This window comes from Bradyrhizobium sp. SZCCHNRI20481 (genome assembly GCF_032485055.1).
Taxonomy (GTDB): Bacteria; Pseudomonadota; Alphaproteobacteria; order Rhizobiales; family Xanthobacteraceae; genus Bradyrhizobium.
The window spans coordinates 392,672-417,488 of record NZ_JAUEUE010000002.1 but is presented as its reverse complement, the minus strand read 5'-3'; the positions used below and the strand labels follow the sequence as shown (position 1 = coordinate 417,488).

Here is a 24,817-nt window from a genome sequence, read left to right as displayed (position 1 = left end):
GCTCGGTGCTACGGCAGAGTTTGAGGTGTTGGCCGCAAGTCTCTGAATTCCCTGATCATATAAATATTCCATAATATACCTTATGCGAATTGGCTATGGGCGGCTCCTGACGTGAGAAGCCGCACAACGGCCCGCCCAGCGCACGTCGGCGCCTGTGCGAAATCGCCCCCGCCTTGTCACCCCGCAGTCTTCGTTTGGTCAAAGCCCAGAGGTCAAAAGCGCATCCTTCAGGATTGGGCACGGGCGTATCGCGAATGGGACCCGAAGACATGCCAGTTCAGTCGACGCCGAAGGAAGTTGATCCGGGTGATGTCGCGCTGCCGCCCGACGACGATATCTGCGAGGAGATCTATCAGCGGGTGCTGGCCGAGGTGCGCGCACGTATCGACCAGCGGATCGCCGCCATCGAGGCCCAGGCCGCCGCTGATGCAGTCGAGGCTGCTGACCCCGCTGCAGGCAGCGAGCCCGTTGAAACGCCTCCTCCGGCCCGGCGCCGGCCCGTATTGCGGGCGATGATCACGCTGATAGCGTCAGCCGGGCTCGTCGGCGCTGCCGTCACCCTGGCGCGGGACCATACTGAGACCATCACCTCCGTCACCGACCGGATCGAGGCGGCGGTTCAATCCATCCGGCGTGAGAACGCTCAGACGGCGAATCCGGCCGGGTCACCGGAGACGGCGGCGAGCGGATCGAGCGCGGCCGAGACGGCAGAGACGGCCCCTTCCTCGCCATCACCATCCGTTTCGCCGACACCCGAGACATCATCAGCATCAGTATCAACATCAGTATCAACGCGCTCCAGCGATCCATCCTCCGCGATGGCGGAGGCAACGCCGGAGCATGACATGCCGCCCGCTCCCGACCGGGACGTCGCGCCGCTGATCGAGAAGATCGCGCATGATGTCGCCGAACTGCAGAGCGGGTTTCAGGAGCTCAAGGCCAGCCAGGAGCAGGCCAACCGCGATCACGCCAGGGCGATCGAACAGCTGCAGGCGAGCCAGGACCAGCTCGCGCGTGCGTTCCGCGCTGCGAAGACCGAACCGACGACCGTCGGCGCAGCGGCGCGCCTCGCGCCCCGGCCGCCCCAGGCGCGCCCGCCCCGTTTCCCGTAGCTCCGAACGAATGAGATCCGGGCAGGGAGCTGGGACCCCTGCTCCTGTCCTTCAGAGATAGTCCGCCGCAGCCTCCGCCTCGAAGCGTTCAGGCGGGCCTTCCCAGACGATCTTGGCATGATCCAGCACGATGCCGGATCGCGCGATCTGCACCGCCGGGCCGCCGGCAAGGCTGCGACCAGCGCGCCGCCGAGATAGACGCGGCGCACGGTCTCGTCCTGCATCACCCTCGGTCGCCCTGCCCTCGGCGATCCTCTTGCCGAGATACATCGCGAGCACGCGATCGACCAGCGCCGACACGCTCTTGACGTTGTGATCGACCAGCAGCACGTCGCGGATGAGGTCGGAGAAGTCGGCGACCTCGGACGCTGAGGAAGGCCCATGTCCTCACGACGAGGCGGCGCCTTGACCTACATGAAGCTTCTCAACTGAAGCGGCGACCTCAACAGCACTCAGCCAAGCTGACGCAAGTGCCCAAGCATCTCGTGCACGTCGTAGGTCATGACGGCGAGGAGCGCCGCCAGCGCGAGATAAGTCCCGGCATATTCGAGCTTGGTCTGCAGCGTCGTACCGTAATAGGCGACGTTCTCGGGCGCGCCGGGATCGTAGCGCCAGGCCTTCATCAGTTGCGGGGCTGCGAGGATGGCGATGATGATCAGCATCGGGCTCGGCCGATAGAGCATCAAGGTCAGCAGCATGGGAACGCCAAGCAGCCAGATGCGCGGACTCAGCACGCTGGTGACGCGGCCGCCGTCCAGCGGCGAGATCGGCAGCAGGTTGAACAGGTTGAGGAACAGACCGGAATAGGCGATCGCAAGCAGCAGATTGCTGTCGTCCGATCGCGCCCACAGATAGACCGCAAGCGCGGCGGCGGTCCCGACCAGCGGACCGGCGAGTGCCACATAGGCTTCCGTCTCGACGTCGACCGGCTGCTCCTTGAGCGCGATCCAGGCGCCAACGAACGGGATGAAGGCGGGAGCCCCGACGTCGAGGCCGCGCTGGCGTGCGGCGATGTAGTGTCCCATCTCATGGGCAAACAGGAGCGCAATGAAGCCGGCCGCATAGCGCCAGCCCCAGATGCCGGCATAGACGACCAGCGACAGCAGCATCGTGCCGCCGCTCATGGCGAGCTTCCCCCATTTCAGGCCGGAGAACAGGATCAGCAGGAGAGCCTTCACGCCGGCCCGCCCGCGTTGTCGCCGCGCCGCTTGCGGCGCAAGAAGTTCATGACCGCAGCCGCGGCGCCGACGACGGCGAAGATGATGATCTTGGCGAACTTCAGGACGAACGCACCGGCCAGCGCCAGCAGCCCGAGCTTCTTCGCGGCAACGCCGCCGACCAGCGCAAGCAATCCATATTCGGCGATCCGATCCGTGCTCGCGCTGAAATCCTCATAGCGCTTGCCGGCATTGTAGGAGAGATCGGACAGCAGTTCGTGCGCCACCGCCTTGTCCCCCGCGATCCGCTCCGAGCCGGACAGGAGGTTCAGGCTGAAATAGCCGTCACGCCCGAGCGCGTAGGTGTTGTAGTTGACGTTCTTCGGCGCATCGTCGGGCTGGCCCTTCTCCTTCGCGAGCAGCGACCAGACGAGACGATGCGTCGTGGCATCGTAGGCCGGCGGCTCGACCCAGCCGACGACGGCCATTTCCGGAAATCCGCGCGCCGCACGGTCCTTGTTCGCCTCCTCGGCGCCGGCGCGAAGGTTGCTCAGGAGATCGTCCGCGTTCCAGTTCTTGGCGTCGTCGTCTTTGATGTAGCCGTCCTTGATGTGCTTGATGACCACCATCCAATCGTCGTTCTGGCGTCTGCCGACGACCAGCCCGACGAAGGTCGCGTCGTTGACGACGTTGCCGAGCGCGCGTAGGACCCGCAGACCTTCGCTCTTCGGCACGTAGAAGTAGTCGGCCGGCAGCTTCAGCGTGCCCTGATCGATCAGCACGATGTCGCTTGGTCCGTCGGTGCCCGCCTGGCTCGCCGCCTGCCAAGCCGCCATCAATTCAGCCTTGCGCGTGGCCTCATCCGCTGGCGCGGCCTGCACGTGAGCGCTAAGGACTACGAACGCTGCGCACAACACTGCGCGCGCAATGACAATCAAGCTTTGCACCGGCCCCAATCCCCCCAAAAATATCGGTCGGATAGTACCTCGAAGGCTCGGCGGTGCGCAACCAAGGGCGGATTCAAGCCTCTCGAAGCGATCTGCTGGCGCTGCAGCGAGGGAGAGATGGTCCGAAAAGGCCCCCTCCTCGTCACGACGCTGTCTTGCTTTCGGCCAAAGCGGCGGGTCGAGTCACGTTTGAAAATTCAAAGAGAACAGCGGCGTCGGCGGCGGGCTAAGGGGTTTGGGGATCAGCAATGCAGTCCACACAGAACGTGCAACAGATTGATCAGAGCGAGATCGGCCTCGCCCCGGAGAAGCCCGAGAAGGCAAGCTACGATCAACTGTACCGGCGGGTGCTGCGCGAGGTGCTGACCCGGATCGATACGCGGCTCGCGGCGATCGAGAAGCCGGGTGTGGCGGCGGATGCTGCTGCGGCGGCGAGCACGAGCGAGGCGACGGGCAGCGGGGCCGGCCGCTGGGCGCGGATGAAGGCGCCGCTCGGCAAGCTGCGCGGGCGCAACGCCGTTGGTCTCGCTCTGTTGGTCGTGCTGGTCGGTGGCTCCGTCGCCTGGTCGCAGCGCGACGCCGGCGCCTCGCTGATGGACCGCTGGATGCCGGGCGCCAGCGAAGCGTCGCAGGATGAGGCGTCGGTCCAGCAGGGCAGCGAGGATGCCATGATGTCGAATGCCTCGCTGAGGGGAGCGGAAGACACCACCGGCGCCCGTGAGCCGGGAACGTTGATGCAGAGGATGGCGCGCGACATCGCCGAGCTGCAGCAGGGCATCGAGCAGATCAAGTCAACGCAGGATCAGGCCAGCCGCGATCACACCCGCGCCATCGAGCAACTGCAGGCCGGCCAGGATCAGCTGATGCGACTGGTGTCGCGGATGTCGAACCAGGCGGTGCAGGCACGCGGCACTGCGGTCCCCCCGGGCCCGCCCCAGCAGATCATCGTGACGCCGCAGCAGCGGACCACGACGGGAATGGCCCGGCCGCAGCCGGCGCAGCCGCAGGGCTCGACGTTCGGGACACTCTTTACCCGCAACACCTCGGGCATTCAGCCGCCGATGCCGCGTTGATGGTGTGATCGGCAGCGGCGATCGGTGGCGGTCTTGGCCGCCGCCGATGCACCACTTTCCGATCGCTCCTTACGAGCAGGTGTGAACGCGCCCGTCGTAGCCCCGATAGGTGCCCTTCTCCGCGTCATAGGTGCGGAAGCTCTTGCAGCTGGCACCACCCCTCTTCGCCTCCCGCTTCATTTCGCTCTTCGTTTGGCTCTTGGGCTTGCGGGCGCGGTGCTCGCGTTTGGCGGGCTTGGCGTCGTCCTCGGCATGGTGATGCGCTTGGCCGTGCCGTTCGGGCTTGGCTGACGTGGTTGCGGTGTTCTGCTTCGCAGCCGCCTTCTCCGGCGTGGCCGCGGGAGAAGCTGCGGCCGGCGGCTCGGATTTCTTGGGCTCTGCCGGCGCCGCCGCGGGCTTGCTCTCGGCGGCCTTCTCCTCGACCTTCTCCGATGCGGGCGCGTCCTTGGCGACGGCAGCGGGCTGAACGGCCAGAGTGGGCTCTGCCGGTTTCGACTCAGTCACGGCCGGCTTCTGGCCGACGTCGGTGCCGGAGTTCGGTTCGACCTTGGTCCCGGATTTGGCCTCGGCCGGCTTGCTCTCGGCCGCAGCATCCGTCGCGGTTTTTTCAGTCGATGCCTTGTCCGCCGGCGGCTGGCTCGCGCTGTCTGTGGCCTGAACGGGCTTGGTGTCCGCAGCGGCTGGCTCGCCGGGCTTCTCGGCCGTCTTCTCAGGCTCGGCCGCAGGCTTGCCGGCGGCATCCGAGGGCTGCTCGGCGGGCCTGGTTTCAGCGACCGCGGGTTTCGGCTCGGACTCTGCGGGCTTGTCGGCCGTCGGCGCGGCAGACTGCTCCGTGGCGGGCTTGGCCGCATCGTTCGCGGCTCCCTGAGCCCAGGCGCTGGAGCCAGCGATCACTCCGAGGACGCAGAACAGAACGCCGGCGCGGACGGCTGGCGGACAAACAACGGAAACTTGCATGCTGGAAAACTCGCTTGAGGGGCCGGCAGATTGCCGGTTTACGTCATCTGCAGCCACCTTTCGCCACGAAAACGGCATGCGCGCAAAAGAGTCGCACAAGGTGTGCTTTCCGCATCATGAATTTGCAATCGCGGCGTGAAGGCCGGCGTGCCGACACTCAATGCGCCGGATGCCGACGGCACATTGGCCGCCTGAATGGCGCGGACTGCGTCCGGCTGGACCCCGGGTGGCGTCGCGGCGCTTCACGCGCTCACGGCGTTGCGGCTGATCACGTGATGGTAGTAGGACGCGCTGAGCTTGGGCGTGCGCACCTGGGTGTCGAAGTCGACGTGATAGATGCCGAAGCGCTGCTTGTAGCCGAACACCCACTCGAAATTGTCCAGCAGGCTCCACAGGAAGTAGCCCTTCACGGGCACGCCCTCGGACGTAGCGCGCTGCAGCTGGGCGAGATAGTTGCGCAGATACATCACGCGGTCGAGGTCGTGGACCTTGCCATCGGCGGTCAGCTTGTCGTCCGAGGAGGTGCCGTTCTCGGTGATGTAGATGGTCTGGAGATTCCAGATCTTGGCGGCGAGCTTCGGCACCCAATAGGCCGTCTCCGGACCGACCAGCAGCCAGGGTGAGCTCATGTGCGGGAACGAGGACGGCATCGGCAGCACGTCGAATCCGGCCGCGCGGTCCGACGCGACGACATAGGCTTGCGGCGCGTAGATGTTGAGGCCGACGAAATCGACCGGCGCCGAAATGATCTTCAGTTCGTCGGCGGTGAATTTCGGCGCATCCTTGCCGGACCACGCCAGGAACCCTTCGGTATAGCGCCCCTCGAGGATGACGTTGAGGAAGCCGGCATTCAATTCGCGCGTCGCGATCTCGGCGGCGCGGATGTTCTCCGGCGTGTCGATCGCCGGCAGGCAGGCCGTGATGTTCTCGGCCATGCCGACGCGCATGCCGGCGCGCCCGCCGGAGCGGATGGCCCGGACGGCGAGACCGTGCGCCAGCGCCACGTGATGGCGCGCCTGGTTGACCTGCTGCTGCGGCAGCTTCAGCCCGGGCGCGTCGACGCCGAGGCCATAGCCGAACGGGACGAAGCGGCCGCATTCGTTGATGGTGAAGATGGTCTTGACACGGTCGCCGAGATGCTGCGCGACGTAGCCCGCATAATGCGCAAAGGCCTTGGCCGTGTCGGCCGAGAGCCAGCCGCCGACACGGTCCTGCAGCGCCTGCGGCAGATCCCAATGATACAGCGTTGCGTACGGCGTGATGCCGTTCGCCAGGAGCTCGTCGACGAGCCGGTTGTAGAAGTCGAGGCCCTTCGGATTGGGCGTCAGCCCGCCGTCGGGAAACAGCCGGGGCCAGGCGATCGAGAACCGATAGGCCCGGCAGCCGAGCTCCTTGATCAGCCGCACGTCATCCTTGTAGCGGTTGTAGTGATCACAGGCGACGTCGCCGGTGCTGCCGTCCTCGATGTTGCCCTGCAAATGCGTGAACACGTCCCAGATCGACGGCCCGCGGCCATCGGCCGTAGCCCCGCCCTCGATCTGGTACGACGACGTCGCCGTCCCCCACACGAAATCGGCGGGAAACCGCCGCCCGATGTCCTCCTTCACCGCGCCCTCCTCCGCTTGCGCCGGGCCATTGGCCGCCCCGAGGGCGGCCAGCCCGGCCAGCTTCGCAAGATCACGGCGGGAAACGTCGTTCGGCATTGATGAACCTCAAACCTCTGTTGCTATCGTGCCCGATCGGAACGGCGAAAGCACTACGAACCATATCTGCGCTCCGACTTGAACAGCCCGAGGTGGCGGCAATGGAGCGGCCCCGATCACATCTGCGTCCGGAATCGGCGCGTCAATGACCGATGACGCCGCGCTCGGCATTGTGACCGCCGCACGGCTGCGGCGGCAGTGAAACGCGACTGCTCGCACCGTGGGTTCGTAGTGGCCCCGGCTCGACAGCGGTGCCCGATTACGCCTATGGTTGAGTCATGACGGATCACGATCACCATCACGACCATCAGCACGATCACTCGGACCTGTCCGAGACCGATCTGCGCGTCCGCGCGCTCGAAAGCATCCTGACCGAGAAGGGGTATATCGATCCCGCCGCGCTCGACGTGCTCATCGAGACCTATGAGAGCAAGGTCGGTCCCCGCAACGGCGCGCAGGTCGTGGCGCGGGCCTGGAGCGATCCGGCCTATCGAGCGCGCCTTCTTGCCGACGCCACGCCGGCGATCGGCGAGCTCGGCTATGCCGGCCGCCAGGGCGAGCACATCGTGGCGGTCGAGAACACGCCCGATCTGCACAACATGGTCGTGTGCACGCTGTGCTCCTGCTATCCGTGGCCCGTGCTCGGCCTGCCGCCGGTCTGGTACAAATCGGCGCCCTATCGCGCCAAGGCGGTGAAGGATCCGCGCGGCGTCCTGAAGGATTTCGGCTTCGAGCTGCCGCCGACGACGAAGATCCGGGTGTGGGATTCGACGGCCGAGGTCCGCTACTTCGTGCTGCCGATCCGCCCCGCCGGGACCGACGGCTGGAGCGAGGATCAGCTCGCCGCGCTCGTCACGCGCGACAGCATGATCGGCACCGGCTTGCCGAAACAACCGCACGAGGTTGGCCGCTGATGGATGGTGCGCACGACATGGGCGGCGTGGCCGGCTTTGGTCCGGTCCGCCCCGAGCCGAACGAGCCGGTGTTCCACGCCGAATGGGAGCGTCGCGCCTTTGCCATGACGCTGGCGATGGCGACGCCCGGCGGCTGGAACATCGACATGTCGCGCTTCGCGCGCGAGAACCGTCCGCCGGACGACTACCTCGGCATGAGCTACTACCAGATCTGGCTCGCGGGCATCGAACGGCTGATGCAGGAGCGGCATCTGGTCGACGCCGATGAGATCGTCGCCGGCAAGGTGCTGCATCCGGCCAAGCCCGTCGCCAAGATCCTCACCGCCGATGCCGTCGCGCCGACCTTGCGTCGCGGCGGCCCGACCGAGCGCGCGGCGACGAAGCCGGCGCTGTTCGCGGTCGGCGACCGCGTCCGCGCCAAGGACATCCATCCGACGACGCATACGCGGCTGCCGCGCTACGTGCGCGGCCATCTCGGCCGCGTCGAGGCGGTCAGAGGCGTGCACGTGTTTCCGGACAGCAACGCCCATGGCGGCGGCGAAGACCCGCAATGGCTCTACACGGTGTCGTTCAGCGGCGCCGAGCTGTGGGCCGATGCGCCCGATCCGCTGCTGGAGGTCACGGTCGACGCCTGCGAGCCCTATCTGGAGCCGGCCCGATGACACCCGACCGCGAGGCTGCAGCCGCGGCGACGCGCGCCCTGCCCGGCATTCCCGTCGACGACAGCGGGCCCGTGTTTCGCGAGCCGTGGGAAGCCCACGCCTTCGCGATGGCCGTCACGCTGCACGCCCGCGGCCTTTTTACCTGGCCCGAATGGGCGGCTGCGCTCGCCGACGAGATTTCGCGCGCGCAAGCGTCTGGCGATCCCGATTGCGGCGATACATATTACCGGCACTGGCTCGCGACGCTCGAGCGGCTCGTCGCCGAGAAGGGCGTCACCTCCGCCGACGCGCTGACGCGTTACCGCAATGCCTGGGATCACGCTGCCGATCGCACCCCGCATGGCAAGCCGATCGAGCTCAGGCCCGAGGATTTTGTCGGCTGAGCCCTTCGCGCGCGCGTCTGGCGGATGCTTAATGCCCGGTGTGCGGACGATCCTGCTTTTGATGGTCCGGTCTTAACGGCCGGCTATTCATGCCGCGAATAGCGGTATTCGTTCGAAATTGAACGTTCATCAGTGCGTCCGTAGCGTCCCGCGCATCTTCTTTGCTGAAGTTGAGGGGGACGTCGAAATGCCCGCGCCAGAGTTCGCCACCATCGTCGACACGCTCGCCGGCGTGCGTCAGGATTATCACGAGAAGCTCAAATCGATTCCGCAATACGAGGCCTTCCTGCTGATCGAGAGCTCGACCGAGAAGGCTGCGGGAGCCCTGCACGGCACCGAGGCGTCGGGCTCCTCCATCGCCACCGACGTGATCGATTCGCTGCAATATGCGCGCAACCGGTTCGAGCAGCATATGGCCTCGATCCCGGAGTATCGCGTGCTGGTGGCGATCGACAGGCTGATCAAGGAAATCTCGCAGCATCTCGGCCTCGCGCCGCATGATGATGCGCCGGCCAAGGAGGGCCTTGCCGCGGCCGCCGAACAGCCCGCCGAAGCCGCCGAGGCTGTGGCCCGCGCTGCGAGCGCCGACACCGATGCCCCCGCCGAAGAGGCCGCGCCCCCCGAGCCGGAGCAGGCGGAAATGGCCGAGGACGAACCGGCCGCAGCCGCAGCGGAGCCGGTCGAAGCCGAGGCCCCCACCCTGCGTATCGTCGACACCCCAGTGAAGTCGCCGTCGATCGTGCCCGCCGATCACGACGGTGCCGCCCACCACGACGACGACATCGTCGTGCTCAACGCGCCTGCCTGGGAGAAGAGCGGCAAGGACGCCAAGGACGACATCACCGCGCGCCTCGTCGCACAGGCGGCATCCGCGGCAGCCAATGAGGCCGATGACGGCCACCACCTCGCCGATGCGGATCTCGTCATCGTCAGCCAGCGTGAGCCGTCCGACAACGAAGCCGCCTGAGCGCTCGTCTGTCGCGCAGCTCTCCGCGGGGCCCGAGGGCCCCGCTTCCGATTCAGGATGGCCCGCCCGCCGCGATGTACGCGCGCCATCCTTTGGCGCGCAGCTCGCAGGCGGGGCAGTGACCGCAGCCGTGACCCCAGTCATGCCGCGCGCCGCGCTCGCCGAGATAGCAGGTGTGCGACTGGTCGCGGATCAGGTCGACGAGGCCGGCGCCGCCGAGGTCATGCGCCAGCTGCCAGGTCGCGGCCTTCGACAGCCACATCAGCGGCGTGTGCAGCTCGAACGCGCGCGCCATGCCCAGGCTCAGCGCATTCTGCAGCGCCTTGATGGTCTCGTCGCGGCAGTCCGGATAGCCCGAATAGTCCGTCTCGCACATGCCGCCGACGATGTGGCGGATGCCGCGGCGATAGGCGAGCGCCGCCGCAAAGGTCAGGAACACCAAGTTGCGGCCCGGCACGAAGGTGTTGGGCAGGCCGTCGGCGCCCATCTCGATCGCGACGTCGCGCGTCAGCGCGGTCTCGGAGATCGCAGCCAGCGTTGGAATGTCCAGCGTGTGGCTGTCACCGAGCTTGGCTGCCCAGTCCGGGCGCAGGCGCGCGATGCCCTCGACCAGCCGGTCGCGGCAGGCGAGCTCGATCGCATGGCGCTGCCCGTAGGCGAAACCGATCGTCTCGACGCGCGCGAAGCGGTCGAGCGCCCAGGCCAGGCACGTCGTGGAATCCTGCCCGCCCGAGAACAGCACCAGGGCCGTCGTGTCCTGCTCACTCATGGCCCCCGCTTAGCATCATCGACGGGTCGGGCCAACCCGCCGGGCGCATCCCGTGCAGTCGCCCTTTTCGCTGGGAGCCGCGCGCGGCTTGGGGCATACAGGACCCGATCGAACGATGCTGTCAGGACCTGCCCATGATCCCCTCCCGCGACATCTCACGCCTGATCGAGATCATGGCGGCGCTGCGCACGCCGGTCACCGGCTGCCCGTGGGATATCGAGCAGACGTTCCGGACCATCGCGCCCTACACCATCGAGGAAGCCTATGAGGTGGCGGACGCGATCACGCGTGACGACCTCGACGATCTGCGCGAGGAGCTCGGCGATCTCCTGCTGCAGGTGGTCTATCACGCCCGCATCGCCGAGGAACAAGGCGCGTTTGCATTCGGCGACATCGTCGAGGGCATCACGAAGAAGATGGTCCGCCGCCATCCGCATGTGTTCCCGGACAAGGACGGCAACGTCACCCAGCCCACCAAAGGCACCTGGGACCGCATCAAGGCCGAGGAGAAGGCCGAGCGCGCCGCGCGGCGGCCGCCCGAGGCGCAGACGAGCAAGTCCTCGCTGCTATCGGGCATCAAGGCCGGACAGCCGGCGCTGGTCCGCGCCATGGAGCTGCAGCGCAAGGCCGCGACCGTCGGCTTCGATTGGAACGATCCGCGCGCGGTGTTGCAGAAGATCCGCGAGGAGGCCGACGAGATCGAGGCCGCGCTCGACAACAAGGATGCGACCGAGCTGACCGAAGAGACCGGCGATCTCCTGTTCGCGCTGGTCAATCTTGCCCGCCACGCCGAGGTTGATCCGGAGACCGCATTGCGCGGCACCAACGCCAAGTTCGAGCGCCGTTTCGCGCACATCGAGCAGGCGTTGACGGCGAAGGGCCGCACACTCGAAGAAGCGTCGCTCGACGAGATGGACGAATTGTGGAACGAGGCGAAGCGGCTGGAGAAGTAGCGTCCCCGGTTCCGAGGTCGTGATCAGCCGCCCTTGCGCGACAGCTCGGCCCTTGCGATCTCGACGAAGCGCTGGGCGGCCGGCGACAATCCGAAGTCGGCGCGGCTCAGCAGCGAGACGTGCCGATGAATCGTCGGCTGCGACAGCGGGATCGCGGCCAAGGTCGGAAATTGTGCCTTGGGCAGCATGTGCGCGGGCAGGATGCTGATGCCGGCGCCCTCCGCCGTGAGCGCCAGCGCGGTCGTGATCAGCGACACTTCCCAGGCAGGCTTCAGCGACCGCCCGGTCTCCGCCAGCGCCTCGTCGATCTGGCGGCGGATGCGCGTGCCGTGACGCATCGTGATCAGGTCGGAGCTCATGATGCCGTCCCACGTCAGACGGCGGTGCTTCTCGAACCGGCCGTCCTTGATGCCGATCGCCGAGAGCGGACTTTGCATCAGCGTCTCGATCCTGACCTCCGGTACGCCCTCGTCCTCCACGCTGCCGAGGCCGAACTCCGCATGCCCGGCCATCACGATCGCGAGCAGCTCGTCGGGCGCGACATCACGCAGATCGATGCGCACCTCGGGATGGCGCGATCGAAACGTCGCAAACACGCGTGGAAGCAGCGCCGACGCGACGCCCGCTGAGACCGCGATGGAAATTCGGCCGGCCTTGATCTCGGCCAGGTCGCGCATCCGCTGCGACAGCCCTTGCGTCCCCGCCAGGATGCGTTCCGCCGCGGTAATCGCCTCGCGGCAGGCCGCCGTCGGGTGCAGCGCCCGCGTCGTGCGATCGAACAGCTTGAGCTGAAAGTTCTCCTCGATCTGCCGGATCAGCAGGCTGATCGCCGACTGCGTGACGCGCAGCTCGGCGGCCGCCTTGGTGATGCTGCCGAGCCGATACACCAGGACCAGGGCCTCCAATTGCCGCAAGGTCGGGGGCATTAGCTTTCCTCATGAATGAATGAGAATTTTGTGGCTAATCGAAAGAGTTTGATCATGCAACATATTTGCAAACAGCCGGCGGCTGCGGTGAAGCGGCCAGGCAACAACAAGCACATGGGGAGGGACATTTGACGCAAGCGATCAATCTCACGCGCTACGTCGACGAGCGGCCGCTGTCGGGATTCCAGATCAGGGTGATCTGCCTGTGCGCGCTGGTCGTCGGGCTCGACGGCTTCGATGCCCAGGCGCTCGGCTTCGTCGCCCCTGCCCTCAGCAAGGACCTGCATCTGGCGCCGGGCGCCCTGGGACCGGTGTTTGGCGCGTCCCTGTTCGGCGTGATGATCGGCTCGCTGGTGTTCGGCGCCCTGGCCGATTATCTCGGGCGCAAATGGCTCGTCGTCGCCGGCGTTCTCGTGTTCGCGCTTGGATCGCTGGCGACCACCCAGGCCACGAGCGTATCCGACCTCGTCATCATTCGGTTCCTCACCGGCCTCGGGCTCGGCGGCGTCCTGCCCAACACGATCGCTCTGACCGGCGAATATTCGCCGCAGCGTCGCAGGACCCTGTTGATCATGCTGATGTTCATGACGGTGTCGCTGGGATCGGCGATCGGCGGAGCGGTCGCGGCCAAGCTCATCACCGCCTATGGCTGGCAGATCATCTTTCTCATCGGCGGCATTCTGCCGCTCATCCTCTGTCCGGTCCTCATTATCTGGCTGCCGGAATCGCTCTCGCTGCTGGCCCTCGACGACAGCAAGAATGATCGCGTGCGCGCGCTGCTGACGCGGATCGATCCGTCGGACCGCCTGCCCGCCGACGCGCGCTTTACGATCATCGAGGAGAGCGGCAAGGGCTTTCTGCTGCCACAGCTGTTCACCAAGCGGCGTCTGCTGCCGACCTTGCTGCTGTGGGTCATGTTCTTCATGAACATGATGGACATCTATTTCCTCAACAGCTGGCTGCCGACGCTCACACATGGTGTCGGGCTCGACGTCCAGGCGGCGATCGCCGTCGGCATCGCCTTCCAGCTCGGCGGCATGCTCGGCACCGTCGGGCTCGGCCTGCTGATCGAAAAGTTCGGCTTCGATCGCGTCCTGTTCGCGACCTACGTTGCCGGCTTCCTCTCGATCATCACCATCGGTATCGCGGGAGCCTCGTTGCCGATTCTCGTGCCGGCCGTCTTCATTGCCGGCGTCGCGGTGATCGGCGGACAGATCGGCTGCAACGCCTATGCGGCGCGCATCTATCCGACCTACATCCGCGGCACCGGCATCGGCTGGGCACTGGGCATCGGCCGCTTCGGCTCGATCCTCGGCGTCACGATCGGCGGGTTGATGCTCGCGGCGAAATGGGACGTCTCCTCGCTGTTTCAGGCCAGCGCGGTACCGCAACTGTTCTCGGCGCTGGTGATCCTCGGCCTCGCTGTCCTCGGCATGCGCGGCAGTCTTCCGAGCGCCGACGATGCGCAACGCAGTGCGCTCTCCACGCCCGAGCGCGCGTAGATCAAAGCAAGAGAACCGACATGAAGACGATACGAACCCAGGTGCTCATCGTGGGCGCCGGCCCGGTCGGACTGACCGCCGCCATGGATCTCGCCTCGCGCGGCATCGACGTCGTGGTCGCGGAGATCAGGCGCGCCGGAGAGCCGCCCAACGTGAAATGCAACCACGTCTCCGCGCGCTCGATGGAGGTGTTCCGCCGCCTTGGCATCGTCCGCGAGGTGCGCGAAGGCGGCCTGCCGGCTGATTTTCCAAACGACTGCGCCTATCGCACCGCCGTCGTCGGCCGCGAGCTGACGCGCATCCCGATCCCATGCCGCCAGGACCGCTACACGGCAACCGGTGGGCCGGACACCGATTGGCCGACGCCCGAGCCGCCGCATCGCATCAATCAGATCTATCTCGAGCCGATCCTGTTCGCTTGCGCAGAGGCGCAGCGCGGCATCACGATTCTCAACCGCGTCCAGGTCGATCGGTTCGACCAGGATGAAAACGGCGTGATCGCGCGGGCGCGCGATCTCGACGCCGGCCGGGACATCACCATCTCAGCCGACTATCTGATTGGCTGCGACGGCGGCCGCTCCACGGTGCGCAAGCTCATCGGCTCACGGCTCAGCGGCACCGATGTCGTGCAGCGGGTGCAGTCGACCTACATCCACGCTCCCGCGCTGAAGGAGCTGATCACCCAGAAGCCGGCCTGGATGACGATGTCGCTCAACCCGCGGCGCTGCGGCACCACCGTCTCCATCGACGGCCGCGACAACTGGCTGATCCACAACCACCTCGCGGCCGAGGAGCTCGAGTTCGACAGTGTCGATCGCGATTGGGCACTGCGCACCATTCTCGGTGTCGACGACCGTTTCCAGTATGAGATCATCAGCAAGGAGGACTGGATCGGACGTCGCCTGGTGGCGGATCGCTTCCGCGATCGCCGCGCCTTCATCTGCGGTGATGCGGCGCATCTGTGGATCCCCTATGCCGGCTACGGCATGAATGCAGGGATCGCCGATGCGGTCGACCTGTGCTGGATGCTTGCCGGCGTCCTCCACGGCTGGGCCACCCCTGCCCTGCTCGACGCGTACGAAGCGGAGCGGCAGCCGATCACCGAGCAGGTGTCGCACTTCGCGATGAACCACGCGCTCGCGGTGATGAGCCAGAGACGCGCCGTGCCTGCGGAGGTGGAGATCGATGGCCCCGTCGGCGACGCGGCGCGCAGCAAGGTCGGCAAGGCCGCCTATGATCTCAACGTGCAGCAATATTGCTGCGCCGGCTTGAATTTCGGCTATTACTACGACCGGTCTCCGGCGATCTCATACGATGGCGAGACGCCGCCGCCCTACGGCATGGGCCATTTCAGCGCGTCCACAGTGCCCGGCGCACGCGCGCCGCACGTCTGGCTGGCCGATGGCCGATCGCTGCTGGATGCGCTTGGCCCGGCCTACACGCTGGTGCGGTTCGATCCGGCCGTCGATGTCATGCCACTGGTCGACGCCGCGGCCCACCAGGGCCTTCCCTTGACGCTCGTCGACGTCGAGCGCGCAAAGGCCGGCTATGGCTTCCCGGACAGCCTGCTCGTGTTGCGGCCGGACTCGCACATTGCCTGGCGCGGCTTGGCCGCACCGCTCGAGCCCAACGACCTGTTCGATCGCCTGCGTGGACAGGCAAGTCAGAGCATGCGCCGTGACGATGCCGTCGTCGCCCTGACCCGCGTCATCGCGCCATGACCCGCCACACCACCGCGCATTACTTCCTCGAGGCGCTCGTCGAGATCGGCATCGATTACATCTTCGCCAATCTCGGCACCGATCATGTCTCGCTGATCGAGGAGATTGCACGCTGGGACAGCGAAGGTCGACGGCACCCCGAGGTGATCCTGTGTCCCCACGAGGTGGTCGCGGTGCACATGGCAATGGGCTATGCGAGCGCGACCGGCCGCGGCCAGGCCGTGTTCGTCCATGTCGATGCCGGCACGGCGAATGCGTGCATGGCGATTCAGAACGCCTTTCGCTACCGGCTGCCGGTGCTGCTGTTTGCAGGGCGGGCTCCGTTCGCGCTGCATGGCGAGCTGCCGGGAGGACGTGACACCTACGTCCACTTCGTGCAGGAGAGTTTCGATCAGGGCAGCATCGTGCGTCCTTATGTCAAATGGGAATACACGCTGCCGTCGGGCGTCGTCGTCAAGGAGGCGGTCGCCCGCGCTGCCGCGTTCATGCACAGCGATCCGCCCGGCCCGGTCTACATGATGCTGCCGCGCGAGACCCTCGCCGAGACCTGGGACGAGGCGGCGATGCCGGCTTGCCCGCCCGCGCGCCATGGCAGCGTCAAGGCGGGAGGGATCGAGCCGGAGCGCGCGCGTGCCATCGCGGACGCGCTGATGAAGGCGGAGAATCCGATCGCGCTGACCGCTTATCTCGGACGCAGCGCCGAGGCCGTCTCTGTGCTGGAGCGGCTGGCGCTGGTCTGCGGAATCCGTGTCGCGGAGTTCAACCCCGTCACGATGAACATCTGCCAGGACTCCCCTTGCTTTGCCGGCTCCGACCCGGCCGCGCTGGTCGCCGGCGCCGATCTCGGGCTGCTCATCGACATCGACGTGCCATTCATTCCGCAGATGCTGAAGGCCGCCGATCGGCTGCACTGGATCCAGATCGATATCGACGCCCTGAAGGCGGACATCCCGATGTGGGGATTTGCCACCGACCTCCGTATTCAGGGCGATTCGGCCGTCATTCTTCGTCAGGTGCTGGAGATCATCGTTGCCCGTGGCGACGACGCCTATCTCACGAGAGTGCGCGACCGGATCGCGAGCTGGCAGCCGGCACGCGAGGCCGCGCAGGCGAAACGGATATCCGCGGCTGCACAGAAGGGCCGGATCGGAGCGATCAACCCGGCCTATTTGTTTGCGCGGTTGCAGGCGCTGCTGTCGGAGGACGACATCGTCCTCAACGAGGCGGTCCGCAACGCGCCAATCCTGCAACAGCAGCTTCGCCGCACCAAGCCGATGACCTATGTGGGCCTGGCCGGCGGCGGCCTCGGCTTCAGCGGCGGCATGGCGCTCGGACTCAAGCTCGCCAATCCCTCAGCGCGCGTGGTGCAGATCGTCGGCGACGGCGCCTATCATTTCGCCGCGCCGGACTCCGTCTACGCCTTATCGCAGCAGTGCCAGCTCCCGATCCTGACCGTGATCCTCGACAACAACGGATGGCAGGCGGTGAAGGCATCGGTGCAGCGCGTCTATCCGGACGGCGCCGCACAGCGCACGGGCTCCTTCCTCTCTAGGCTCAGCACCGGGCGCCAGGGCGAGCAGCGTCGTCTCGCCGACATCGCCTGCGCATTCGGCGCCCATGGCGAGCGGGTCGACGATCCCGACAAGCTCGATGCGGCGATCGAGCGCTGCCTCGCCGCCCTCGGTGACGGCCGAGCTGCCGTGCTGCACGTCGACATCACGCCCTTGTAGCCCGATGGATAGGCGCAGCGATGCATGTCATCCTGCACGAGAGGCAAACGACGTCGCGCGAGGCTCACGCCACGCGGGGCACGCCGTGATAGCGCTCGACCACGATGTCGCGCTTGGTGGCATCGACGCGCACGGTCATGTCGTAGTGGCCCTCGTGCAGCTCCTTGGCCAGCACTTCGGCGTTGCGATGCAGCCAGGAGATGCCGGCGCCGTCGGCCGCATCGATGGTGAGATCGAGCGTCGTCCGCGCCGCCGCGAGCCGGTCCTCGATCGTCTGCAGGAGCGCGTCGACGCCCTCCCCGGTCTGGGCCGAGACCAGCAGGCACGGGCGCTCCGGTGGCCGCCGTGCGGCGATGTTGGCGAGGTTCTCGCGCGCCGCCTCGTCGAGGCGATCGATCTTGTTCCAGACCTCGATGATGGTGTCGGTGGCCTCGGGATCGATGCCGAGCTGGCTGAGCACCAGCTCGACATCGTGCTGCTGCGCCTCGGCATCCTCGTGCGACATGTCGCGGACGTGCAGGATCACGTCGGCCTCCAGCACCTCCTCGAGCGTGGCGCGGAAGGCGGCGACGAGCTGCGTCGGCAGGTTGGAGATGAAGCCCACGGTGTCCGACAGCATCGCCTTGCCGCCATGCGGCAGCGTGATCGCGCGCAAGGTCGGATCGAGCGTCGCGAACAGCATGTCGGCGGCCTGGACGTCGGCGCGCGTCAGGCGATTGAACAGCGTCGACTTGCCGGCATTGGTGTAGCCGACCAGCGCCACGACGCGATACGGCACGCGTTGGCGGCCGGCGCGATGCAGCCGCCGCGTCGCCTGGACCTTCTTCAGCTCGTTCTCGAGCCGCGTGATGCGGTCGCCGATCAGCCGGCGGTCCGCCTCGATCTGGGTCTCGCCGGGACCGCCCATGAAGCCGAAACCGCCGCGCTGGCGCTCGAGATGGGTCCAGGACCGCACCAGACGGCTGCGCTGATAGTTGAGATGCGCGAGCTCGACCTGCAGCGCACCCTCCTTCGTCTTGGCGCGGCGGCCGAAGATCTCCAGGATCAAGCCGGTGCGGTCGAGCACCTTGGTGTTCCAGGCCTTCTCGAGGTTTCGCTGCTGGATCGGCGAGAGCGCGCAATCCATCACCACCAGCTCGACGCCATGGCCGGCGATCACGCCGGCAATCTCTTCGACCTTGCCCTTGCCAAGATAGGTCGCGGGGCGGATCTGCCCGATCGGCGCGAGAATGGCCTCGGCCACGGTCAGGTCGATAGCCCGCGCGAGGCCCGCCGCCTCGTCGATCCGCGCCTCGAAATCACGCATGTCGGATTGGCCTGCTTGCGCGCCATCGTCGCCGCGGCGCGCTCGCAAGTAGGGGCCGACCACGATGACGAGCCCGGTCCCCTTATTGTCATCCGGCCTCGACAGGCCGATGGTCCCTTCGCGATCGCGGGGTTCCAATCAGGTCACTCTCACGTCAGGTCACACTCACGCAGACGCGTCCTCGCCGCCTTCGAACAACTGGATCGGCGCGCCTGGCATGATGGTGGAGATCGCATGCTTGTAGACGAGCTGCGAGTGACCGTCGCGCCGGAGCAGCAGGCAGAAATTGTCGAACCATGTGACAATCCCCTGCAGCTTCACGCCATTGACCAGGAAGATCGTGAGCGGCGTCTTGGTTTTGCGGACATGGTTTAGAAAGGTGTCTTGTAGGTTTTGTGCGCGGTCTGCCGCCATTGTTATTGTCTCGCAGTCTTGTGCTTTTTCTTATTGAACCTTCGATGTCCCGATCGCAGGCCCCGGATTCATCGAGGTGGCCCATGGTCCATTGAGATCCCCCTCGAGGGACCACGGGATGCCGGATTAGAAGACAGGCGAGCATATTAGGCAAGCCGCTTGCAAGGAAGCCGGTTCCAAAAGAGCCGGATTCATCCGTAAAATTCCGGAAATGGACGAATTTTCCAATGTAAATTCGTCCAGTCGGCAGGTTTGGCCGAGCTGGAGCCTCAGCCGACGCCGAGCGCCTTCAGCTTGCGATGCAGGGCCGACCGCTCCATGCCCACGAACTCGGCCGTGCGCGAGATGTTGCCCGAGAAGCGGCTGATCTGGGCGATCAGATAGTCGCGCTCGAACACCTCGCGTGCCTCGCGCAGCGGCAGGCCCATGATGTGCTCGCCATTGTTGCTGGTCGGCATCGCCGGCACCATCGATCCCACATCCGGCGGCAGCATGTCGGCGGTGATGATCACCTCCGGTCCACCGGCGGCCAGAATCATGACACGCTCGACATTGTTGCGAAGCTGACGGACGTTGCCGGGCCACACATGCGACTGCAGCACTGCCATGGCGTCCTGGCCGATCTGGCGCTTTGGCAGGCCGGTCGTGGCCGAAATCTGCTCCATGAAATAGTCGATCAGCTCGGGAATGTCCTCGCGGCGCTCCGACAGCGGCGGAACCCGGATCGGCACCACCGACAGCCGGTGATAGAGGTCCTCGCGGAAACGCCCGGCGGCAATCTCCTCCTCGAGATTCCGTGCGGTCGAGGAGATGATGCGCACGTCGACGTGCACCTTGGTGGTCCCGCCCGCGCGCTGGAACGTCTGATCGACCAGCACGCGCAAGATCTTGTTCTGCGTCTCGCGCGGCATGTCGGCGATCTCGTCGACGAACAGCGTGCCGCCATGGGCCTCCTCGAGCGCGCCGGTCTTGCGCGACTGCTCGCCGTTCGACTGCTCGATGCCGAACAGCTCCTCCTCCATCCGCTCCGGCGTGATCGCGGCGGCGTTGATGACGACGAACGGGCCTTCGGAGCGCGGCGACTGAGCGTGCAGCGAACGCGCGGCAAGCTCCTTGCCCGAGCCCGGCGGGCCGACGATCAGGATGCGGCTGTTGGCCTTGGCGGCGCGCTCGATGGTCTGGCGCAACTGGTTCATCGATGGCGAGCGGCCGGTCATGCTGCTCGCGGTCGGCGCCAGCTGCTTGAGCTCACGAACCTCGCGCTTCAGCCGGGAATTCTCCAGCGCACGCGTGGCAACCAGAATCAGCCGGTCGGACTTGAACGGCTTCTCGATGAAGTCATAGGCGCCGCGCTTGATCGCGGCGACCGCCGTTTCGATGTTGCCGTGGCCGGAGATCATCACGACCGGAAGGTCGGGATGGTCCTTCTTGATCTGCTCGAGGAGCTGCAGACCGTCGAGCTTGGAGCCCTGCAGCCAGATGTCCAGGAACACCAGGTTGGGACGGCGGCTCGTGATCTCCGCGAGCGCCGAATCGCTGTCGCGCGCGGTTCGCGTCGTGAAGCCTTCGTCATCCAGGATGCCGGCGACCAGCTCCCGGATATCGGCTTCATCGTCGACAATCAGAATATCACTCGCCATGGGTCACGCCTGTCTCGTCAGCTGCCGGTTGCGGCTTGGATTTTTGGTTCATCATTGGTCGTTTGAACTGTGTCAGCGGTTTCGCCGCCGGCCTCGGTCTTCTGCGCATTGTCAGACGCCCCCGCCTGCTCCTTCGCGCCCGTCTTCGCGGCCTGGCCGGAGACGGCAAAGCGCAGTCGCATCCAGGCGCCGCGCTGGCCGGGACGAAAATCGGACGCGTCCTTCAGCTCGAGCTTGCCGCCATGGTCTTCCAGCACGCGGCCGACGATGGCGAGCCCGAGGCCGGTGCCCTTGGCGCGCGTCGTGACATAGGGCTCGAGCAGCCGCTGCCGCGCCACCTTCGGCAGACCGATGCCGTTGTCGATGACGTCGATCAGCACGTCCTCACCCTCGCGCGAGGCGACGACATCGATTCGGCCTTTGCCGAGCTCCGCCTCGGGCACCACCTCGATCGCCTCGGTGGCGTTCTTGATGATGTTGGTCAGCGCCTGCGAGATCAGGCGGCGGTCGAACTGCGCGCGCAACGGGTCCTGCTTGATCTCGGTCTCGATGTCGATCTCGGGATGCGCGACCTTCATCAGGAACACGGCCTGCCGCACGGTGTCGGCGACGTCCTCGCCTTCCATCACCGGCTTCGGCATCCGCGCGAATCGCGAGAACTCGTCGACCATTCGCCTGATGTCGTCGACCTGCCGCACGATCGTCTCGGTACATTGCTCAAATACCGCCTTGTCCTCGGTGATGACCTTGCCGAATTTGCGGCGGATGCGCTCAGCCGAGAGTTGAATCGGCGTCAGCGGATTCTTGATCTCGTGCGCGATGCGGCGCGCGACGTCGCCCCAGGCGGACGTGCGCTGCGCCGAGACCAGCTCGGTGATGTCGTCCAGCGTGATGATGTAGCTGTCGCGCGCCTGGTTGGTCTGCTCGGCGGTGACGCGAACCGACAGATTGCGCTCGTGGCCGTCGCGCTGGATCGTGATCTGCCCCTGCACCAGCCGCTGCTTGCCCTCGCGCGCCGTCTTCATCATGTCGTCGAGCTCGGGCAGCACGTCGGAGAGCGGATGATCCAGCACCTCCTGCTCGGCATGTCCGATCAGCTTCTCGGCCGAGCGGTTGAGGATGCCGACGCTGCCCGAGGCATCGACGCCGATGATGCCGGCGGAGGCCGACGACAGCACCGCCTCGATGAAGCGGCGGCGGCTGTCGATCAATTCGCTGGCGCTGACCAGCTCGTCGCGCTGCGTGCGCAGCTCCTGCGTCATCTTGTTGAAGGTCTGGCCGAGCTGGGCGAGATCGCCCTCCGAGCGATGCACCGGGACCTGGACGTTGAGATCGCCGGTCGAGACGGTGTTGGCGGCATTCATCAATTGCCGGATCGGCGCCACCAGCCAGTTGGCGAAGTTCAGCCCGATCAGCACCGAGGCCATCAGGATGGTCAGCGCGATCACCGCGAACATCAGCGCGAAGGCGATCTGGATGCCGAAGCGCCGCGCCTCGACCTGGGCGTATTCGGCGACCGACAGCTCGGTCTGCTTGAGCTGCTCGACGACCTGCGGATCGAGCGGACGCGCGACGTAGAGGAAGGTGTCGTTGAACGCGCGCAGCCGGATCACCGCGGCGACGTAGTTCGATTCCGGCAGGACCGCGATCTCGGGCTCCTCCTCCCGGACATTGTTGAGGAACTCGGGCGCTGGCGGCGAATAGGCCAGTTGCACCCCACCGGTCTCGGCCCAGACGATCGGATTGGTGTTCTTGTCGATGATCATCGCGCCCGGCAGGTTGCGTGAGGCGGCGCTGGTGGTGAGCAGCTCGCGGAAGCTGGCGCGGTCCTGGTCGAACAGCGGCCGCGCGCGTGCGATGTCGGTCGCCATGCCGATGATGTCACCGCGGATGAATTGCGCGTGCTCCTGCATGTAGGCGCGCGCGATGGTCAGCGAGTTCTGGATCGCGACCTTGGCCGGTCCGGAGAACAGCCGGTCGAGGCCGCGATCGATGGTGACGTTGGCCGCCACGGCGACCAGCACCGCCGGCAATACCGCGATCACCGAGAACAGGCTGACGATCTGCACGTGCAGCCGCGCCGCCGCCCGGCCGCGCCGGCGGGCCTGCACCACCTGCCAGACCTCGCGGATGATGATCCCGACCAGGACCAGGATCGTTCCGGCGTCGATCAGGTAGAAGGTCTTGACGACGTCGGTCGTCGGCTCGACCGGGGTCAACCCGACCAGCACGATGAAGGTGAGGAAGGCCGACAGCAGCGCGAGCGCCACCGCCACCGGCGCCAGCCAGGTGCGCCAGGTCCAGCGCCGGCCGTCGGTGGACGACGAATCGAAGGGGGTGGCCGAGGTCTCTGCGCTGGTCATTCCGGCAAGGTGGGTGATGCTGAACGCGGCATGTCCGGGAATCGGACTGATGCATTCCTACCACGCTGTTGCCAAATTGCGACAAATCCGCGGCGCCGGAGCGCGTCGCGGATTTGTCTACATTAATTCTCACCTGAGGCGGGCCTGAGCCCGTCGGAAAGGTATCAAATCACCATCAAGCGCCGCTGCGGTACACCTGAATGTCGAGGTCGCGAATCTTCTTCCGCAGCGTGTTGCGGTTGAGGCCGAGCAGATCGGCCGCGCGGATCTGGTTGCCGCGGGTCGCCGCCAGCGCTGCCGTCAGCAGCGGAATCTCGATCTCCTTGAGAATGCGGTGGTACAGCCCCGGCGGCGGCACGCCGTTGGGAAACCCCTGGAAGTGCGACGACAGATAGGCCTCCACGGCGCCACCGAGATTGTCGATCGAGGTCGGCGTGTTCGAGCCGGTGGTCACCGCCGGCGGCGCCAGCTCGCCATCGATCACCGAGGCAGTGATCACGTCCTGCGGATACAGCGCGGCCAAACGCCGGGCGAGATTCTCCAGCTCGCGGACGTTGCCCGGCCAGCGGTGCTGCTTGAGCCGCTCCAGCGCCGCAGCATCGAGCTTCTTCGGCGGCAGCCCGTCCTTCTCGGCCAGCGCGAAGAAGTGGCGGACGAGGTCCGGCAGGTCCTCGATGCGCTCGCGCAGCGGCGGCAGCCGCAGCGGCACGACGTTGAGGCGGAAGAACAGATCCTCGCGGAACAGCCCCTGCTGGATCAGGATGCGCAGGTCCTTGTTGGAGGCGGCGACGATGCGCACGTCGGTCTTGATCGGGGTGCGGCCGCCGACGGTGGTGTACTCGCCCTGCTGCAGCACGCGTAAGAGCCGCGTCTGCGCCTCCATCGGCATGTCGCCGATCTCGTCCAGGAACAGCGTGCCGCCCTCGGCCTGCTCGAAACGGCCGGACGCTCGGGTGTTGGCGCCAGTGAAGGCGCCGCGCTCGTGCCCGAACAGTTCCGACTCGATCAGGTCGCGTGGGATCGCCGCCATGTTGACCGCGACGAACGGGCCGTTCCGCCGTTTGCCGTAATCGTGCAGCGCGCGCGCCACCAGCTCCTTGCCGGTGCCGCTCTCGCCGGAGATCATCACCGTGAGGTCGGTCTGCATCAGTCGCGCCAGCACGCGGTAGATGTCCTGCATCGCCGGCGAGCGGCCGACCAGAGGGATCGATTCGAATTCGCCGTCGTCGGGCTGGCTCGCCGCACGCTCCTTCGGCTCGGCCAAGGCACGGCCGACGATCGCGATCAGCTCCTTCAGGTCGAACGGCTTCGGCAGATACTCATAGGCGCCGCGCTCCGACGCCTTGATGGCGGTCATGAAGGTGTTCTGCGCGCTCATCACGATGACCGGCAGGTTGGGCCGCATCTTCTTGATCCGCGGCAGCAGGTCGAACGCGTTCTCGTCCGGCATCACCACGTCGGTGATGACGAGATCGCCCTCGCCCTGGCTCACCCAGCGCCACAGCGTCGCGGCGTTGCCGGTCAGCCGCACCTCATAGCCGGCGCGTGACAGCGCCTGGTTCAGGACCGTGCGGATGGCCGTATCGTCGTCGGCAACGAGAATGCTACCTGCAGGCAT

The 24,817-nt window shown here is 66.4% G+C and carries 22 protein-coding genes and 1 pseudogene; 11 read left to right on the top strand and 12 right to left on the bottom strand.

Going from position 1 to position 24,817, the window contains the following annotated elements; all coding sequences use genetic code 11:
• Nucleotides 1-359 precede the first annotated feature (359 nt).
• Nucleotides 360-1,112: a hypothetical protein gene (locus QX132_RS04385; RefSeq protein ID WP_316160191.1), complete on the top strand. Its 753-nt coding sequence runs from the start codon at nucleotides 360-362 to the stop codon at nucleotides 1,110-1,112.
• Between the two features lie 173 nt (nucleotides 1,113-1,285).
• Here QX132_RS04385 and QX132_RS04380 read toward each other — a convergent pair.
• The 3 genes and pseudogenes from QX132_RS04380 to QX132_RS04370 all read right to left on the bottom strand — a co-directional run.
• A pseudogene (locus tag QX132_RS04380) lies at nucleotides 1,286-1,484 on the bottom strand (ABC transporter ATP-binding protein); the annotation flags it as partial.
• A gap of 80 nt (nucleotides 1,485-1,564) precedes the next feature.
• Nucleotides 1,565-2,290, bottom strand: a complete 726-nt coding sequence (locus QX132_RS04375) for a site-2 protease family protein (RefSeq protein WP_315770706.1) — start codon at nucleotides 2,288-2,290, stop codon at nucleotides 1,565-1,567.
• Nucleotides 2,287-3,105 (bottom strand): DUF2167 domain-containing protein, encoded by an 819-nt coding sequence (locus QX132_RS04370; RefSeq protein WP_315770709.1) that lies wholly within the window; start codon nucleotides 3,103-3,105, stop codon nucleotides 2,287-2,289. The genes QX132_RS04375 and QX132_RS04370 overlap by 4 nt, the downstream gene beginning before the upstream one ends.
• Before the next feature lie 359 nt (nucleotides 3,106-3,464).
• Here QX132_RS04370 and QX132_RS04365 point away from each other — a divergent pair, with 359 nt between their 5' ends.
• Nucleotides 3,465-4,289, top strand: a complete 825-nt coding sequence (locus QX132_RS04365) for a hypothetical protein (RefSeq protein ID WP_316160189.1) — start codon at nucleotides 3,465-3,467, stop codon at nucleotides 4,287-4,289.
• Between the two features lie 69 nt (nucleotides 4,290-4,358).
• Here the strand turns inward: QX132_RS04365 and QX132_RS04360 are convergent, their stop codons facing one another.
• Nucleotides 4,359-5,246, bottom strand: a complete 888-nt coding sequence (locus tag QX132_RS04360; RefSeq protein WP_316160188.1) for a hypothetical protein — start codon at nucleotides 5,244-5,246, stop codon at nucleotides 4,359-4,361.
• Here QX132_RS04360 and QX132_RS04355 point away from each other — a divergent pair.
• Entirely contained in the window at nucleotides 5,245-5,385 is a 141-nt protein-coding gene (locus QX132_RS04355; RefSeq protein WP_316160186.1) for a hypothetical protein, read from the top strand. The two genes, QX132_RS04360 and QX132_RS04355, sit on opposite strands and share 2 nt — an antisense overlap.
• Before the next feature lie 103 nt (nucleotides 5,386-5,488).
• Here the strand turns inward: QX132_RS04355 and QX132_RS04350 are convergent, their stop codons facing one another.
• Nucleotides 5,489-6,949, bottom strand: a complete 1,461-nt coding sequence (locus tag QX132_RS04350; protein WP_315797433.1) for a GH1 family beta-glucosidase — start codon at nucleotides 6,947-6,949, stop codon at nucleotides 5,489-5,491.
• A gap of 278 nt (nucleotides 6,950-7,227) precedes the next feature.
• Here QX132_RS04350 and nthA point away from each other — a divergent pair, with 278 nt between their 5' ends.
• The 4 genes from nthA to QX132_RS04330 all read left to right on the top strand — a co-directional run bounded on the left by nthA (nucleotide 7,228) and on the right by QX132_RS04330 (nucleotide 9,875).
• The gene (gene nthA / locus QX132_RS04345) at nucleotides 7,228-7,863 is read left to right on the top strand and encodes a nitrile hydratase subunit alpha (protein ID WP_315738000.1); all 636 of its coding nucleotides are present in this window, start codon (nucleotides 7,228-7,230) and stop codon (nucleotides 7,861-7,863) included.
• Complete coding sequence (nthB, locus tag QX132_RS04340) at nucleotides 7,863-8,525, top strand: nitrile hydratase subunit beta (protein WP_316160184.1); 663 nt, start codon at nucleotides 7,863-7,865, stop codon at nucleotides 8,523-8,525. The genes nthA and nthB overlap by 1 nt, the downstream gene beginning before the upstream one ends.
• Nucleotides 8,522-8,908, top strand: coding sequence for a nitrile hydratase accessory protein (locus QX132_RS04335; RefSeq protein ID WP_315779954.1), 387 nt, complete (start codon nucleotides 8,522-8,524; stop codon nucleotides 8,906-8,908). Before nthB ends, QX132_RS04335 begins: the two co-directional genes overlap by 4 nt.
• Nucleotides 8,909-9,095: 187 nt before the next feature.
• Nucleotides 9,096-9,875 carry a hypothetical protein gene (locus QX132_RS04330; RefSeq protein WP_315811010.1) on the top strand — a complete coding sequence of 260 codons (780 nt, stop codon included), beginning with the start codon at nucleotides 9,096-9,098 and terminating at the stop codon, nucleotides 9,873-9,875.
• Between the two features lie 52 nt (nucleotides 9,876-9,927).
• Here QX132_RS04330 and queC read toward each other — a convergent pair whose 3' ends face one another.
• Entirely contained in the window at nucleotides 9,928-10,644 is a 717-nt protein-coding gene (queC, locus tag QX132_RS04325; protein WP_315770720.1) for a 7-cyano-7-deazaguanine synthase QueC, read from the bottom strand.
• 134 nt (nucleotides 10,645-10,778) lie between these two features.
• Between queC and mazG the strand changes: the two genes are divergently transcribed.
• The gene (gene mazG, locus QX132_RS04320; protein WP_315811009.1) at nucleotides 10,779-11,597 is read left to right on the top strand and encodes a nucleoside triphosphate pyrophosphohydrolase; all 819 of its coding nucleotides are present in this window, start codon (nucleotides 10,779-10,781) and stop codon (nucleotides 11,595-11,597) included.
• Between the two features lie 23 nt (nucleotides 11,598-11,620).
• Here mazG and QX132_RS04315 read toward each other — a convergent pair whose 3' ends face one another.
• Nucleotides 11,621-12,523 (bottom strand): LysR family transcriptional regulator, encoded by a 903-nt coding sequence (locus QX132_RS04315; protein WP_315738006.1) that lies wholly within the window; start codon nucleotides 12,521-12,523, stop codon nucleotides 11,621-11,623.
• Nucleotides 12,524-12,651: 128 nt separating this feature from the next.
• Here QX132_RS04315 and QX132_RS04310 point away from each other — a divergent pair, with 128 nt between their 5' ends.
• The 3 genes from QX132_RS04310 to QX132_RS04300 are packed head-to-tail and all read left to right on the top strand — an operon-like array spanning nucleotide 12,652 to nucleotide 17,476.
• The gene (locus QX132_RS04310; RefSeq protein WP_315779964.1) at nucleotides 12,652-14,025 is read left to right on the top strand and encodes an MFS transporter; all 1,374 of its coding nucleotides are present in this window, start codon (nucleotides 12,652-12,654) and stop codon (nucleotides 14,023-14,025) included.
• A 20-nt stretch (nucleotides 14,026-14,045) separates the two neighbouring features.
• Nucleotides 14,046-15,746: an FAD-dependent oxidoreductase gene (locus QX132_RS04305; protein ID WP_315797438.1), complete on the top strand. Its 1,701-nt coding sequence runs from the start codon at nucleotides 14,046-14,048 to the stop codon at nucleotides 15,744-15,746.
• A complete protein-coding gene (locus QX132_RS04300) occupies nucleotides 15,743-17,476 on the top strand; it encodes a thiamine pyrophosphate-requiring protein (protein WP_316160181.1) in 1,734 nt (577 codons plus the stop codon). Before QX132_RS04305 ends, QX132_RS04300 begins: the two co-directional genes overlap by 4 nt.
• A gap of 64 nt (nucleotides 17,477-17,540) precedes the next feature.
• Here QX132_RS04300 and hflX read toward each other — a convergent pair whose 3' ends face one another.
• The 5 genes from hflX to ntrC form a co-directional block, all read right to left on the bottom strand.
• A complete protein-coding gene (gene hflX, locus QX132_RS04295) occupies nucleotides 17,541-18,920 on the bottom strand; it encodes a GTPase HflX (RefSeq protein ID WP_316160179.1) in 1,380 nt (459 codons plus the stop codon).
• A 27-nt stretch (nucleotides 18,921-18,947) separates the two neighbouring features.
• The gene (hfq, locus tag QX132_RS04290; RefSeq protein ID WP_006613906.1) at nucleotides 18,948-19,196 is read right to left on the bottom strand and encodes an RNA chaperone Hfq; all 249 of its coding nucleotides are present in this window, start codon (nucleotides 19,194-19,196) and stop codon (nucleotides 18,948-18,950) included.
• Between the two features lie 269 nt (nucleotides 19,197-19,465).
• A complete protein-coding gene (locus tag QX132_RS04285) occupies nucleotides 19,466-20,836 on the bottom strand; it encodes a sigma-54 dependent transcriptional regulator (RefSeq protein WP_315738011.1) in 1,371 nt (456 codons plus the stop codon).
• A gap of 17 nt (nucleotides 20,837-20,853) precedes the next feature.
• On the bottom strand, nucleotides 20,854-23,199 hold the full coding sequence (locus tag QX132_RS04280) for a PAS domain-containing sensor histidine kinase (RefSeq protein ID WP_315738012.1): 2,346 nt from the start codon (nucleotides 23,197-23,199) through the stop codon (nucleotides 20,854-20,856).
• A gap of 175 nt (nucleotides 23,200-23,374) precedes the next feature.
• Nucleotides 23,375-24,817 (bottom strand): nitrogen regulation protein NR(I), encoded by a 1,443-nt coding sequence (ntrC, locus tag QX132_RS04275; RefSeq protein WP_315711890.1) that lies wholly within the window; start codon nucleotides 24,815-24,817, stop codon nucleotides 23,375-23,377.